General features: G+C 42.7%; 20 protein-coding genes. All 20 read right to left on the reverse strand.

Going from position 1 to position 14,396, the window contains the following annotated elements:
• Positions 1–51 precede the first annotated feature (51 nt).
• Complete coding sequence (locus ACLGGR_RS11645; protein ID WP_285846178.1) at positions 52–948, reverse strand: polyprenyl synthetase family protein; 897 nt, start codon at positions 946–948, stop codon at positions 52–54.
• Positions 932–1,192, reverse strand: a complete 261-nt coding sequence (locus ACLGGR_RS11650; RefSeq protein ID WP_003215880.1) for an exodeoxyribonuclease VII small subunit — start codon at positions 1,190–1,192, stop codon at positions 932–934. The genes ACLGGR_RS11645 and ACLGGR_RS11650 overlap by 17 nt, the downstream gene beginning before the upstream one ends.
• The gene (gene xseA, locus ACLGGR_RS11655) at positions 1,189–2,535 is read right to left on the reverse strand and encodes an exodeoxyribonuclease VII large subunit (protein WP_410973110.1); all 1,347 of its coding nucleotides are present in this window, start codon (positions 2,533–2,535) and stop codon (positions 1,189–1,191) included. Before xseA ends, ACLGGR_RS11650 begins: the two co-directional genes overlap by 4 nt.
• A gap of 70 nt (positions 2,536–2,605) precedes the next feature.
• Positions 2,606–3,457 carry a bifunctional methylenetetrahydrofolate dehydrogenase/methenyltetrahydrofolate cyclohydrolase FolD gene (folD, locus tag ACLGGR_RS11660; protein ID WP_142945977.1) on the reverse strand — a complete coding sequence of 284 codons (852 nt, stop codon included), beginning with the start codon at positions 3,455–3,457 and terminating at the stop codon, positions 2,606–2,608.
• Positions 3,458–3,468: 11 nt separating this feature from the next.
• Entirely contained in the window at positions 3,469–3,864 is a 396-nt protein-coding gene (nusB, locus tag ACLGGR_RS11665; RefSeq protein WP_142945978.1) for a transcription antitermination factor NusB, read from the reverse strand.
• A gap of 210 nt (positions 3,865–4,074) precedes the next feature.
• A complete protein-coding gene (locus ACLGGR_RS11670) occupies positions 4,075–4,482 on the reverse strand; it encodes an Asp23/Gls24 family envelope stress response protein (protein WP_034280262.1) in 408 nt (135 codons plus the stop codon).
• A gap of 25 nt (positions 4,483–4,507) precedes the next feature.
• Positions 4,508–5,857 carry an acetyl-CoA carboxylase biotin carboxylase subunit gene (gene accC, locus ACLGGR_RS11675; protein WP_039179872.1) on the reverse strand — a complete coding sequence of 450 codons (1,350 nt, stop codon included), beginning with the start codon at positions 5,855–5,857 and terminating at the stop codon, positions 4,508–4,510.
• Positions 5,858–5,868: 11 nt separating this feature from the next.
• The gene (accB, locus tag ACLGGR_RS11680) at positions 5,869–6,351 is read right to left on the reverse strand and encodes an acetyl-CoA carboxylase biotin carboxyl carrier protein (protein WP_142945979.1); all 483 of its coding nucleotides are present in this window, start codon (positions 6,349–6,351) and stop codon (positions 5,869–5,871) included.
• Positions 6,352–6,546: 195 nt separating this feature from the next.
• Positions 6,547–7,179, reverse strand: coding sequence for a SpoIIIAH-like family protein (locus ACLGGR_RS11685; RefSeq protein ID WP_186318657.1), 633 nt, complete (start codon positions 7,177–7,179; stop codon positions 6,547–6,549).
• A complete protein-coding gene (spoIIIAG, locus tag ACLGGR_RS11690; RefSeq protein WP_251216545.1) occupies positions 7,179–7,850 on the reverse strand; it encodes a stage III sporulation protein AG in 672 nt (223 codons plus the stop codon). Before spoIIIAG ends, ACLGGR_RS11685 begins: the two co-directional genes overlap by 1 nt.
• Complete coding sequence (spoIIIAF, locus tag ACLGGR_RS11695) at positions 7,843–8,475, reverse strand: stage III sporulation protein AF (protein ID WP_410973111.1); 633 nt, start codon at positions 8,473–8,475, stop codon at positions 7,843–7,845. The genes spoIIIAG and spoIIIAF overlap by 8 nt, the downstream gene beginning before the upstream one ends.
• Before the next feature lie 14 nt (positions 8,476–8,489).
• Positions 8,490–9,683: a stage III sporulation protein AE gene (gene spoIIIAE / locus ACLGGR_RS11700; protein WP_073979624.1), complete on the reverse strand. Its 1,194-nt coding sequence runs from the start codon at positions 9,681–9,683 to the stop codon at positions 8,490–8,492.
• 19 nt (positions 9,684–9,702) lie between these two features.
• On the reverse strand, positions 9,703–10,116 hold the full coding sequence (spoIIIAD, locus tag ACLGGR_RS11705; RefSeq protein WP_087978339.1) for a stage III sporulation protein AD: 414 nt from the start codon (positions 10,114–10,116) through the stop codon (positions 9,703–9,705).
• Complete coding sequence (spoIIIAC, locus tag ACLGGR_RS11710; RefSeq protein WP_003153142.1) at positions 10,113–10,319, reverse strand: stage III sporulation protein AC; 207 nt, start codon at positions 10,317–10,319, stop codon at positions 10,113–10,115. Before spoIIIAC ends, spoIIIAD begins: the two co-directional genes overlap by 4 nt.
• Before the next feature lie 19 nt (positions 10,320–10,338).
• Positions 10,339–10,854, reverse strand: a complete 516-nt coding sequence (gene spoIIIAB / locus ACLGGR_RS11715) for a stage III sporulation protein SpoIIIAB (protein ID WP_142945982.1) — start codon at positions 10,852–10,854, stop codon at positions 10,339–10,341.
• A complete protein-coding gene (gene spoIIIAA, locus ACLGGR_RS11720) occupies positions 10,848–11,765 on the reverse strand; it encodes a stage III sporulation protein AA (protein ID WP_095408985.1) in 918 nt (305 codons plus the stop codon). Before spoIIIAA ends, spoIIIAB begins: the two co-directional genes overlap by 7 nt.
• Before the next feature lie 66 nt (positions 11,766–11,831).
• Positions 11,832–12,113, reverse strand: a complete 282-nt coding sequence (locus ACLGGR_RS11725; protein ID WP_024422953.1) for a YqhV family protein — start codon at positions 12,111–12,113, stop codon at positions 11,832–11,834.
• A gap of 170 nt (positions 12,114–12,283) precedes the next feature.
• Positions 12,284–12,841, reverse strand: a complete 558-nt coding sequence (gene efp, locus ACLGGR_RS11730; protein ID WP_024422954.1) for an elongation factor P — start codon at positions 12,839–12,841, stop codon at positions 12,284–12,286.
• Positions 12,842–12,866: 25 nt separating this feature from the next.
• Positions 12,867–13,931, reverse strand: coding sequence for a M24 family metallopeptidase (locus tag ACLGGR_RS11735; RefSeq protein ID WP_185907646.1), 1,065 nt, complete (start codon positions 13,929–13,931; stop codon positions 12,867–12,869).
• Positions 13,925–14,368, reverse strand: a complete 444-nt coding sequence (gene aroQ / locus ACLGGR_RS11740; RefSeq protein WP_142945985.1) for a type II 3-dehydroquinate dehydratase — start codon at positions 14,366–14,368, stop codon at positions 13,925–13,927. The genes ACLGGR_RS11735 and aroQ overlap by 7 nt, the downstream gene beginning before the upstream one ends.
• Between the last annotated feature and the right edge of the window lie 28 nt (positions 14,369–14,396).

The raw sequence follows: 14,396 nt of genomic DNA on the forward strand, positions 1-14,396 counted from the left end.
CTGTTTACAGTTTACCACAATTGCTCGAAGACCCTCAAATCTAGGCTGTTTTTAATGATCTCTTGAAGCGATCAGATCACATAACTCATGCAGCAGTTGCTGCTCTAATTCAAGATTTGAGACAATTTCTTTTGCACGTGTGATGTGCTCCTGCAGCTTTTCTTTTGCTCCTGAAAGCGTTAATAAAGAAGGATATGTCGACTTTTCATTCGCTGTATCAGAGCCGACCCGTTTTCCTATTTTTTCTTCGCTTCCTTCGAGATCTAAAATGTCATCACGGATTTGAAAAGCAATGCCGATATGATAGCTGAATTCTCTTAGTTTTTCGATATCGTCATCTGATGCTCCTGCCAGCATTGCACCTGCTGTGACGCTGAATGTGAGAAGCTTTCCTGTTTTACGGGCGTGAATGGATTCTAGTTCAGCAAGCGGCACTTGTTTTTGCTCTGCTTCCATGTCATCAAATTGACCGCCAACCATTCCTAGTGCACCTGCTGATCTCACAAGCTCATCTACGATTCTGAGCTTTTGGTCAGGAGAGACGCTGCTAGATAGCTGCGATGTAATAAGGCGGAAGCTTTCCGTTAAAAGGGCATCACCAGCGAGAACCGCGGTTGCTTCCCCGTATACTTTATGGTTGGTCGGCTTTCCTCTGCGAAGGTCATCATCATCCATGCAAGGAAGGTCGTCATGTATCAATGAATACGTATGAATCATCTCTACAGCACAGCCAACCGGTATGCCATCTTCTTCGTTTTTTCCGTAGGCATGTAATAAAGCAAGAACGAGAACAGGACGAAGTCTTTTCCCACCAGCTTCAAGAGAGTAAAGCATCGAAGATTTTAGTTCTTCTGGAATCTTCAATTCCTGAACATATGTAAATAAATAATCTTCAATGGCCTGTTTTCGTGTTGTTAAAAAAACCTGCAAATTACTTGTCACCAGCATCTGCCTCCTTCACTGAGAAAGGAGCCAGCTCACCGTCCTCTTTTAAGATGAAATCCATCTGCTTTTCAACATGCTGTAATTTTTCATGACAAAGCTTTGAAAGTGTCATGCCTTCTTGGAAATAATGAATGGCTTGCTCAAGTGGTACATCTCCTTCTTCGAGCTTTCCAACGATCTCCTCAAGACCTTTCATCGCTTCTTCAAATGTCATTTGTTCTTCTTTTTGTTTATTTGATTCTGTCATGATGATTGCCCCTCCTTCTCAATAACCTCACAAATCAGACGTCCATCCTTCATGGTGATAGCCAGCTGATCCTTCGTATCGACTTGGTTCACACTTTTAATCAGTTCATCGTCTTTATAGGCTAAACTATAGCCTCTTTCCATCACTTGAAGTGGATTTAATGCATTTAGTTTACCAATAACAGATTGGAACTGCGAATGTATTGTTTTCATTTGCACATTCATGCTGCGAACGAGCTGTTCTGTTTCATTGGCGTGGCGTTTTTTCGCCTGAAGCAGCTGCTCTTTTGGATGAAGCGGCTTCAGCCTGTATGTCTGGCGGTCTAGTTGACTGCGTTTTTGTTCAATTTGTCTCGTCAGTTGTTTTTGAAAACGGTCAAATACCAAATCGAATTGCTGCTCTTTTTGCTCCTGCAATCGTTTTGGAAAACGGAAGGCATAAGAGGATTGCAGCGCCACAAGACGGTCTTTCGCTTGTGAAGTTCGATTTTTCACAGCCCTTGTGAGCCGAATGTCAATGGATTTGATTCGTTCTATTAAATCGGCTGTACTTGGAACAGCGAGCTCGGCTGCTCCTGTTGGTGTGGGTGCTCTCATATCTGCAGTGAAATCACTGATTGTAAAGTCCGTTTCGTGCCCCACTGCAGAAATGATTGGAATGTCTGATGCGAAGATCGCTCTTGCGACAGCTTCTTCATTAAAGGCCCAAAGTTCTTCGATCGAACCGCCTCCTCTTCCGACAATCAAGACATCACAGAGCTGTTTTTCATTTGCTTCCTTGATCCTCTCTACGATTGAACGGGTGGCATTCTCACCTTGGACAAGCGCTGGAAGTACAATGATTTTCGCCTGCTGATAGCGCCGGTTAATTGTTGTGATGACATCTCGAACAGCCGCTCCTGTTGGGGATGTAATGACACCAACAACCTCTGGATATTCAGGAATTGATTTTTTATAGCGCGCATCAAATAAGCCTTCACTTGCCAGCTTTTTCTTCAGCTCTTCATAAGCAAGATGAAGAGCACCAACACCATCAGGCTGCATTTCTTTTGCATATAATTGATAGTTGCCGCTTGGTTCATATACTTGAATCCCGCCACGTACAAACACTTTCATTCCGCTCTTTGGTGAAAAAGGCAGCTTTGATGCGGAACGCTGAAACATGACAGCTTGCATGCGTGCGTTTTCGTCTTTTAAGGTGAAGTACACATGACCTCTTGAATGAATCTTCACATTGGATAACTCACCTTTGATCCAAATATCTTCTAAATGCGGATCAACATCAAATTTTCTTTTTATGTATTTTGTAAGGGCTGTGACCGTCACAAAGGCTTTTTCACTCATGACGTATTCCTCCTCTTCAAAAACGCACATTCATCCACCGGCAGCATGCAGGTGGATGAATGGATAAAGCTTATGCTAATGTACGTTTTGCTGATTTAACCGTATTGTGTGCAAGCATCGTAATCGTCATTGGACCGACTCCGCCAGGGACTGGTGTAATGTAAGAAGCTTTTTCTTTTGCTTCTTCAAAATCAACATCCCCAACAAGCTTCCCAGTATCCAAACGATTAACTCCTACATCGATGACAATTGCGCCTTCTTTGATTTGGTCAGCTTTAATAAAGTTTGCTCGACCGACGGCAACAACTAAAATGTCCGCTTTTAACGTATGTTCTGAAATATTCGCCGTTCTTGAATGGCAGTAAGTAACCGTTGCGTTTTCATTTAACAGCAATTGTCCAACTGGTTTGCCGACAATATTGCTGCGTCCAACAACAACTACTTCTTTTCCAGAAAGACTGACACCCGTTTTTTTCAGTAATTCAACAATGCCTGCTGGTGTACAAGGAAGGAATGTATCTTCCCCAAGCAGCATTTTCCCGATATTTAATGGATGGAAACCATCCACATCTTTCTCAGGTGAAATACGTTCAATGACGGCTTTTTCAGAAATGTGTTTAGGCAGTGGAAGTTGAACAAGAATCCCGTGGAATTGATCGTTCGCATTGTACTGATCAATCAGCTGAAGCAATTCTTCTTCTGTTAAAGAAGCATCTAAATGATCAAGCTGGAAATGCATGCCCATTGCTTCTGCTGCTTTTTTCTTCCCGCGTACGTAAGAAAGTGAAGCCGGATCATCACCGATTAGAATAACGGCAAGACCAGGTGTGACTCCTTTTTGTTTTAGCTCTTCTACTTCTTTTGCTAATTGTTCACGCTTTTCTTTTGCTGTTTCTTTCCCATCGATGATTGCTGCTGTCATGTCGAATCCTCCTATTGCTGCTTTAGGTCGTTTTTAATGTTTGAAAGTACACCATTTACAAATTTCGGTGCTTTATCATCGCCGAATAATTTGGCGAGTTCAATCGCTTCATTCATTGAGACACTAACTGGGATGTCTTCTTGATACACCATCTCGTACACAGACAGCCTTAAAATGGCTCTGTCTACATTTGCAATACGATCGAGTTTCCAATTCACTAGATGCCGAGAGATCATGTCATCAAGCTTGTCCTTTTGTTCAAGCACACCGAAAACCAGTTCCTCGAAAAAAGGATCTGATTCTTGTTCATCCAGCGCATGTGTAATGGCCTCTTTCGGATCAATATTGCTCACATCAATTTGAAATAATGTTTGTAGCGCCTTTTCTCTTGCAGTTCTTCTTTTCATTATTTACTCCTTTAACCACTTTATCCGCTTGTCGTTAAGCCATACAGAGATCATAACATATTTTGACCGTGGTCGCACCAAGATCCATGCGAGCTGTGACGAAAAACGAATCAATCAACGCGTGACGTTATCAATATTCGGAAATGACCCAAAAATGGGCTTTAAAAAACCAAAGAGGCAATGCCTCCTTGGTTTCACTTAAACCCTTCTTTACATTTCTTGATCTACTTCAGCCTCAGGTGCTTTTGTATCAAATTGAATGCCAACGACATGAATGTTAATTTCATTAATCGTTAAGGCAGTCATGTTCAAAAGGGTTTGACGGATATTTTCTTGTACAGCAGTGGATACCTTTGGAATGGATAGGCCAAATTCAACCACACAATACACATCAATTGTGATGCCTTCATCAGAGACATCTACTTTTACACCTTTACGGTGATTTTTCTTACCAAAGCGTTCTGCTACATCAGCAGCGAAATTGCCGCGCATTTCGGCAATGCCTTCGACTTCTGAAGCGGCGATCCCAGCAATGACTTCAATCACTTCTGGTGCAATTTGCACTTTTCCCAATTGATCTTCATCAAGGTTCATTTCAAGCAAATTGTTTTCTGACACGATCATTCACCTCCGAAAGCTGTGATTATTTCATGATTTGGTATGTTTCTAAAAACTTCGTATTAAAATTACCGCTCACAAATGTTTCATGTTCGAGCAATCTAAGGTGGAATGGAATCGTTGTGTAGACTCCTTCAATAACGAATTCTTGAAGCGCACGTTTCATTTTCGCAATCGCTTCTTCTCTCGTCTTACCATATGTGATCACTTTTGCAATCATGCTGTCATAATATGGCGGAATCACATAGCCCGGATAAGCGGCAGAATCAACACGTACACCTAAACCGCCTGGTGGAAGATACATTTTAATTTCACCAGCTGAAGGCATGAAGTTTTTCTCTGGGTTCTCTGCATTGATACGGCATTCGATCGCCCAGCCTTCATATACGACATCCTCTTGTGTAAGAGAAAGCTTCTCACCTGATGCAACCTTGATCTGTTCTTTGATCAAGTCTACACCTGTGACCATTTCTGTCACAGGATGCTCTACTTGAATACGAGTATTCATTTCCATGAAGTAGAACTTCTCTTCATTATAATCATAAATGAATTCGACTGTTCCAGCACCTGTGTATTCAACAGCTTCTGCTGCTTTTACGGCTGCTTCACCCATTTGCTCACGGATGTCTGCATTCAGTGCTGGTGATGGCGTTTCTTCAAGAAGCTTTTGCATTCTTCTTTGGATCGAGCAATCACGCTCTCCTAAATGAATTGTATTGCCATGCTGATCTGCAAGCACTTGGATTTCCACATGTCTAAAGTCTTCAATGAACTTTTCTAAATAGACACCAGGGTTCCCAAAGTTTTGCGCCGCTTCCTGCTGCGTGATGGTGACTCCGTTAATAAGCTCTTCTTCTGTACGAGCCACACGGATTCCTTTACCGCCTCCGCCTGCAGTTGCTTTAATAATCACAGGATACCCAATACTAGCTGCTGTTGAAACAGCATCATCAAGATCTTTTACAATTCCTTGAGAACCAGGAACGATCGGGACGCCTGCACTCTTCATTGTTTCACGCGCGACATCTTTCGTTCCCATTTTGGAAATCGCTGACGCAGTTGGTCCAACAAAGATCACATTACATTCCTCGCAAAGCTCTGCAAAGTCTGCATTTTCTGCTAAAAAGCCGTATCCTGGGTGAATGGCATCTGTCCCTGTTAATTTTGCTACACTGACAATATTCGTGACATTTAAATAACTATCTTTAGAAGCAGTCGGTCCGATGCAATATGCTTCATCAGCCATTTGTACATGCAGCGCATCGCGATCCGCTTCAGAAAATACCGCAACAGTTTCAATTCCAAGCTCTTTACAAGCGCGGATAATTCTAACTGCGATTTCTCCTCTGTTTGCAATTAATAGCTTTTTAATCATGATCGTACTCCTTACTCTGCTTTCACTAGAAAGAGGGGTTGTCCGAATTCTACAAGCTGACCGTTTTCAGCTAATACTTCGACGATTTCACCTTTTACTTCTGCTTCGATTTCATTAAACAGTTTCATCGCTTCCACGATACATACAACTGAATTTTCCTTCACCTTAGAACCTGTTGTCACGTACGGATCTGCTTCTGGTGAAGATGAAGCATAAAATGTGCCAACCATTGGGGATGTGATTTTATGCAGATTTTCAGACACAGCTGCCTCTTGTGCAGGGGCTTCGGTCTGAGCTGGAGCTTGTGCTGTAGGAGCTTGTTGAGCTGGAGCTGCTTGGACAGGAGCCACTGGTGCTTGTGCCGCAACTTGCTGAACGATTTCTTTATTTTTCTTCAGTTTGATTTTCGCACCTTCGTTTTCGTACGTAAATTCATCGATTGTAGAGTCGTCAATTAATTTAATCAGTTCATGAATTTCTTCAATTTTTAACATGGATTTGCACCCCTATGTATGGATTTATCTTTTTATTATAGGCTAGTACTAAAAGTACGTACTATACCCATCTTACAGGAGGATTTCAATGAATTCAACTACTATTGTGGCGAAGCGTCTCGCGAAAGCACCTTGGAAGGGGCGTCAAGCCGCATCAAAAAACGCCCTTTTCGGCAAAGGGCGCCAGTTCATTTTTTATTGATTAGTGGGCTCAAAAGTGACAGCTACGTTATCAAGACCTCTCATTTCTTTTGTGACCATATCAATAATATCGGCCGCTTGAGACTTTGATTTTTTATCAGAACGAACCGTGATGCTCACTTTATCTCCTTCAGCACTTACGAGCGCATCTTTATAGCCTTTTGTTTTGATCAAGGTTTCGAGCTGACGCTCAGTTCCTTCTGCCTCACTAAGTGCGGTCATTTGATCATATGCTTCACTTTTTTCTTGTGCCGTTGCATCGTCACTGGACACGATTTCGTTGAATTCTTCGCGCTGCTTGCTTCGTTTATCTTCAAGTTCTAGTCTGTATGTTGTAAAAAGCTCATCATCTGTTTGCTCTGACACAGCCTTTCCTTCTTCACCGCTTGTTTCGATATCCTCTTGTTTGCCGTTTGTTTCTTTGTCAGTGGATTTCTTATCAGCGCCTTTTTCCGTTCCTTTATCCGTCCCTTTTTCTGTTTCAACCTTTTTCTCCTCAGTGCCTTTTGATTTCGTATCTTCTACTGTCACTGCATTTTCACCCTGTGGAGACATGATATAGTACACACTTAATACGACAACTAAACTTAGCATCGTTAATAGCCAAACCGTTTGTTTTTTTAACATCATTCCGAATCCTCCTTGATTTTTTTAGGGGCAACAGCCACTCTATGGCTCGGTACATCAAGCACTCGTGTAACCGCTTCAATGATGGTTTTCTTTATTTGAACGTTGTCTACTCCTTGAGCAACAACGAGGACACCTCGAATTTCTGGTTTTTTCGTTTGAACAACGACTGGTGTTTCTTCATTGCCATTTTTGATGATGACGACTTCTTCTTCTTTTGTTTGATCGGTGACACTTCGCACGCCGCCTTCTTTATCTGTTTCCTCGGTCGTTGTACTTTTATTGGATTTGTTTTTTTCAAACACTTTTAAAGAAGTTGCATCCACATTGACCACAATTGATACATCCTCAACGCCAATGATGGTCTCTAAAATTTCTTTCAGCTGATTTTCGTATTCTTGCTCCACGTCCTCAATTGAATTCTTTGGTTTACCTGAGGATGACGGTTTGAATACCTCCTGCTCTTCTGAGGATGTTTTTTTAGATGCAGGAACCGCAGCTTGTTGTTTGCTTGACGGCGGTGACAAGATCTGACTGACTAACATGAAAGATACGCCGATAATGAATACAAGCAGCAAGTAATGGTGCTTCGTTAATTTGGGTTTTCCTTCACCTTTTTCAGGCGGCTGGAAGAATGATTTCAGCTTTTGTTTCCAGTCCTTGTTATTCATGATCTGCTGCGTCACCTCCCTCAATGTTCAGCGCGATGTGCTCAGGACTCGTATTCCAAACATCAGCAAGTGTCTCTTTCACCCTCGTGATCTCTTTGCTAGAAGATCCAGCGCTTTCCTCCTTTTGCCTGGAGAGATCAATGTCCACCTTTGCCACCGTTTCTACAGCATCACCTGTGAGCGGGGAAAGAACTGCTTTGATGCGAAATTGATCCGCCTCCATATTCTGATCCAGATGCTCCTCATCAGCCAGCACTTCTACGTGTTTCATTTCATAGCTCTCCTTCTCCAGTGGCTCCTTTGCGCTTTTTTCTAGTTGGACAGCCATTTGCTTTAAAATATATGCACGCTGAGAGGCTTGTATTTCTTTTTTTTCTAAATTCATCTGATTTTTTATTTCTTCTGACTGCGCTTCTTGCTTCCCTTTCATCAATTCTGAAAAAATTTGGTCAGGATCTGCTCGAAATAAAGCAAAAATCGGATTGAGCATCACCACGATGAGCAGCAGGCTGACGACCATTTTTGCATACTTTTGCATGCTCGAATTGGGAAGCAGAAGATCAATAACAATCGCAAATAAGATAAAGAGAATAATACTTGTGATCCATTCCGTGAGAAAGCTCAAAAGGTCTCCCCTCCTTACTTCATCATCATGGTCAGGTTACCCGCAGTGATGATGACGGTAATGCTTAAAAAGAACATGAGCGACACAACAGCAAGTGCGGCAAATATATACAGCACACTTTTTGAAATGACATCAAGACAGCTGATGATGGGTCCGCCGCCTAACGGCTGAAGGATGGCAGCCGCAAGCTTATAGATAAGGGCTAACGAGAGTACTTTAATTGCCGGGAAGGCGGCAATTGAAATCAAAATGGCGACCCCAACTAGTCCGACTGTATTTTTGAGTAAAACTGAGGCGCTGATCACGGTATCCGTCGCATCTGTAAACATTCTGCCTAGGACAGGGATGAAGTTTCCGGTAATGAATTTGGCTGTACGAAGAGCGATTCCATCCGTAACGGCCGCAGATGCACCCTGAACGGAAATGACACCAAGAAAAACGGTTAAAAAAACGGCAAGCCCGCCAATTGCCACATTTCTTAACAGCTGGGCAAGCTGGGTGACCTTGTATTGTTCGGTCAGCGTACTAATAATGCTCAATATTGCTGATAAAAAGATGAGCGGGAGAACGACATACTGTATGAAAACACCGCTCGTGTTCATTAAAAATAAAATAACAGGATGAAAGAATCCGGCTGAGACAAGCCCGCCAGATGAAGCAATAAGCGCTAGTAAAAGAGGAATAAGAGCAAGAATAAAACTGGTCATCGTTTGAATGGCCTCTGTTGCATAGGAAATCGCCACATGAAAGCTGTTGAGTGCAATAATGATCAGCACCATATAAACAAGAGCATATGCGACTTTGCTGACAGTACTTTGTTCAAAGGCATTTTGCAAAAGCTGCAAAAGCGAACAAAAGATGGTGAGTAAAATGAGAGTACCTAGGAGCTTTCCGTTTGCGATGACCTCGTGAAATAGATAATGTACAAAGGCTTTCAGCCATGTTTGGGGAGACAGCTCTTTATCGCCGTCAATCATTTCCTTCACTGTGCCTTTTTGGCTTTCTGGCAAAAAACCTCCATACTCGTCCAATATGGTTTCCCAAAAGTCACTGATAGAATGAAGCTCAAGTGCGTCAGCCTGTCCATTCGCCACTTCTTGTGCTGCTGGCTGTTCATTAGATAAAGGTTCTTTTTCTTCTGCACCTGCATGAGGAGCAATCAGCCAAAAGAAAAGCATCAATCCCATAACAGCAGTCACCCGTTTCATTGTCATCACCTCTTTTCATTTACGTCATGGACGGGATCATTCCTAAGATCGTCTCAATGATGACTGTTAAAATCGGGACTGCCATAACCAAGATGAGGATCTTGCCGCCTAGCTCTATTTTTGATGCAATGGCGCCTTGTCCAGCATCCTTTGTCAGCTGAGCGCCAAATTCCGCAATATAGGCAATGCCAATGATCTTCAATATGGTTTCAACATACTTCATATTGACGCCGGCACTTGCCGCAATTTTTTCAATCATCGAGATAATGGCATAGATTTGATCAATTAAATAAAGGAAAATCACACATCCGGTAAAAACCACAAGCATAAAGGCGAAGGTTGGCTTTTGTTCTTTGACGATTAATGCTAAAAAAGTAGCAATTAAACCAAGTCCAACAATTTGTATGATTTCGATTTGTAAGCCCTCCCCTATCCTTGAAATAGAAATACGGCTTTAATCTTTTTAAACAAATCGTCTACAATGGTTGCCACCATAAACAAAATGTAGATAAACCCAAGCAGCGTCACCCACTGAGCGTACTCTTTCTTCCCCATTTGGTCTAAAATCGTATGGAGAAAGGCCACGACGATGCCTACTCCGGCAATTTGAAAAATGACGTTTACATCAACGCCCATGCTCTCGACTCCCTTCCTCTCACATCAATAAAAGAATCAGTAGTAATCCGCTTAAAAACCCGAGGCTTCTGACCATTTTTTCATTTTTTGCTTGGGCGATTTCAGCTTCTTTCTCCTCTGATTCCAAATGGCCTAAAGCAAGCTTGATATACTTTTGCTGAGAAGTGACATCATGCTGGCCAAGTGTTTCTCCAAAGTGCTTCAGCGCCTCATATTCGCCTTTTTTCAATACGGTTTTTTTCCAAACATCCTCAAGACTTTCGTTCCATGCATGCCGTGCAGAAAAAGTTCCCTCTTTCAGCTTTTCTGCAAATTGTTCAAACAGCTGATTCACAGGAGGTCCTACCTGCGCTGCAATTTGCTCTGCCGCCCGCGCTAAAGGGGTTTGACCATACATAATTTCAGCTTCAAGAGACTGGAGAGCAAACCGCAGCTGCCGAATTTGTTTAGGTCTGTCACTATATCGTTTGGCAAACTCGAACCCGCCCCAAGTCGTGGCCGCGACAATGAAAATAGCGCCAATGAGCTTTAACACACTCCCCGCCTCCATTTCATCTCTTGGCCGTCCCCGCCGTACATCCGCCCAATCGTGCCTGGTCCATTGTTTCGATTTAATTCAACATATCGTTCAAACACACGAAGCTCCCATAACGGCTTAAATGAAGGACGTTTATATACATCTTCAAGTGAATAGCCATGAGCTGAGACGATGATGTTAACTCCGGCATGAATCGCTTCTAAAAGTGCCTCGACATCCTCACTTTTTCCGATTTCATCGACAATCATGACCTCTGGGCTCATAGACCGAATCATCATCATCAACCCTTCAGCCTTTGGACATGCATCGAGTACATCAATCCGGTGGCCAAAATGGTGCTGCGGGACCCCTCTTATACATCCGGCGATTTCAGAACGCTCATCAATAATGCCTGTTTTTCTAGGAGGAATTGTCTTTGTGCCTGTACTAGCAAGACGTGCTATATCCCGCAGAAGTGTGGTTTTCCCCGTTTGCGGGGGACCGATGATGAGTGTATTGTGCCAGTGCTCTTCATATAAATAAGGAAGAAAAGGAAGCGCAATTCCGATTTTTTCTTTGGCAATGCGGATATTAAATGAAGAGATATCTCTTAACCCTTTGACGAATCCGTTTTCAACGATCACCTTTCCTGCAAGTCCCACCCGGTGCCCGCCAGATATGGTGATATAGCCCTGTTTTAGCTCTTCCTCAAGTGTGTACATGCTGTAATTGCTCAGCCTGCCTAATAGCTGAGATGCATCTTCCCCTGTTGTGTGATAAGAAAGAAAACGTGGTTTTCCTCCCTGCATCAGTTCTATAGGACGATCCGTGCGAATGCGGATTTCTTCTATTTGCGCCCATTCTGCCTCTTTCAGCAGTCTGAGTTCTTGTCCAATCGAGTGCGGGAGAATATCCAACAAACTCCGCAACGAATTCCCCTCCTTTTTTTCTTCTCTAAAATGTATGATGTGAGCCGTTAATTATGCCAAGCCGTTTCACTTATAGATCCCAACGAGAATAAACACGACACCAATGAAAATAAATACGAGCTTGGCATAGGATAGCTGCCCTGCAATTTGATAGATTCCAATCGTCATCGTGATAATAAAAATGAGCGGCCCGATAATCGCCAATATACTATTGATGACTACCGCTTTCCGTACATCATTTGTGATTAAAATGAGGATGGCGGCCGTCAGTTCAATGGCGGCAGATAAGAACCTCATCCCTGCCATTGCAGCGACTGACGGGTGTAGACCTGGGAGAAATTGTTTCATATAGAACCTCCAGCTTTTTTTACACTATATGCTTGACTAGCTGGAAGTAGTCTTGTTTTTCAGGAAGGAAGAGAGATGAATGAGAGAATTGAGAGAAGGCCTGTCTTGAGGAGTCATTATTCCAATAAAAAAAGGCTGTAAACACGAGGTTTACAGCCTTTCTTCGTTCATTACGCTCTTGAGACGTATGAGCCGTCTGATGTATTAATCACTAGTTTATCTCCTTGGTTCACAAAGAAAGGAACGTTGACGATTAAACCAGTTTCAGTTTTTGCAGGTTTTGAACCGCCTGATGTTGTGTCACCTTTAATACCAGGCTCTGTTTCTACTACTTCTAGTTCTACTGTGTTTGGAAGTTCTACTCCCAGTGTTTCAGCACCGTACATTACGATTTGAACAGACATATTTTCAAGCAAATATTTCAGCTCATCTTTAATTTGTGCTTCACTAAGTTCAAGCTGCTCATATGAGCTTGTATCCATGAAAACATGCTGATCGCCATTTGCATACAAGTATTGCATTGTTTTTGTTTCAATTTGAGCTTTCGCTACTTTTTCGCCTGCGCGGAATGTTTTTTCTTGAATGGCACCAGTACGCAGGTTACGCAGTTTCGAACGAACAAACGCTGCGCCTTTCCCTGGTTTTACGTGCTGGAAATCTACTACTCGCCAAATACCGCCGTCCACTTCAATTGTCAGGCCAGTACGAAAATCGTTTACTGAAATCATTTTGTCATCCTCCTACATTTCACCATCATAATATGATAAGTTCTTTCGGTGAGTGGGTCAATCGTTTATTGCCGTCAGCTGTCAGGACAATATCATCCTCAATTCTCACGCCGCCGACATCCGGCAAGTAAATTCCAGGCTCAACTGTGACGACCATTCCCTCTTCTAAGACGACCTCTGATCGTGAGGAAAGGCCTGGCGCTTCATGTACTTCCATACCTAGCCCATGCCCGGTTGAATGCCCGAAGTATTGACCATAGCCATACTTTTCAATGATGTCTCGTGTGATGCGATCAGCTTCTTTTCCTGTTAAGCCTGGCTTGATTCTATCCACACCAGCGTTTTCTGCTTCTAATACGATATGATAAATTTCCTTGAGCTTGTCGCTTGGTGTTCCGACAGCAATCGTTCTTGTCATATCAGAACAATAGCCTTTATAGTAAGCACCGAAATCGAGTGTCACTAAATCACCAGATTCAATTACCTTTTCACTCGCTCTCCCGTGTGGAAGGCTTGAACGAACACCTGAGGCCACAATCATATCGAATGAAGATCCTTCAGCACCTTCTTTTCTCATGAAAAATTCAAGCTCGTTCATGACAGCAATTTCCGTCAAGCCCGGCTTGATGTAAGTGAGAATATGATCAAAGGCGTGATCTGCAATCTTCGCAGCTTCCTCTAATATCTTAATCTCTTCACTAGACTTAATCAAGCGCAACTTTTCAACTGATTCAGAGACTGGAACAAGCTCTATATCACCTGCTTTGGCTGCGTACTGCTGGTACGTGGCAAATGTCATATGGTTTTGTTCAAAACCAAGGCGTTTTACTCCAAATTCCTTTGCCGTTTGGGCAGCCGTTTCCACAATGTTTCCTTTATGTTCAATGATGTCATAGCCTTTGACTTGGTCCTTCGCTTGCTCTGTATAGCGGAAGTCCGTGATAAAAGCTGCCCGGTCCTTTGAAACGACAGCAAGTCCGGCAGATCCGGTAAAGTTAGTCATATACTGTAAATTAAAGCTGCTCGTAATGACAAGGCCATCGATCTCTAATTCGCTTAAAAGTGTTCTTAGTTTTTCAAGCTTCATGATACTGCTCCCCCTTCACTGACTAAATAACGAATCGCCAATTTATACCCTTCTAAGCCAAGTCCAACGATTTGCCCTTGGCATACTGGCGCCAGTACAGAATGATGGCGGAATTCTTCTCTCTTATGAACATTTGTGATATGTACTTCAATGACAGATAAAGAAATACTTGCAATGGCATCTCTCAGCGCATAGCTGTAGTGGGTAAAAGCACCCGGGTTAAACACGACACCATCGTACTGACCTTCTGCTTCGTGAAGCGCATCAATCAAATCCCCTTCATGATTCGATTGAAAGAACGTTAATTGGATATTTGCTCGTTCTGCAAACTGGAACAAATCCGTTTCTAAATCTGTCAGCGTCTTACTTCCATAAACAGCAGGCTCTCTTTTGCCAAGCCTGTTTAAATTGGGTCCATTCAGCACAAGAAAATGAGGCATATGACCACTCCTTCACCCTAATTTAATC

It is taken from the genome of Bacillus sp. BD48 (assembly GCF_046566805.1).
In the GTDB taxonomy this organism is placed as follows: Bacteria; Bacillota; Bacilli; order Bacillales; family Bacillaceae; genus Bacillus; species Bacillus safensis.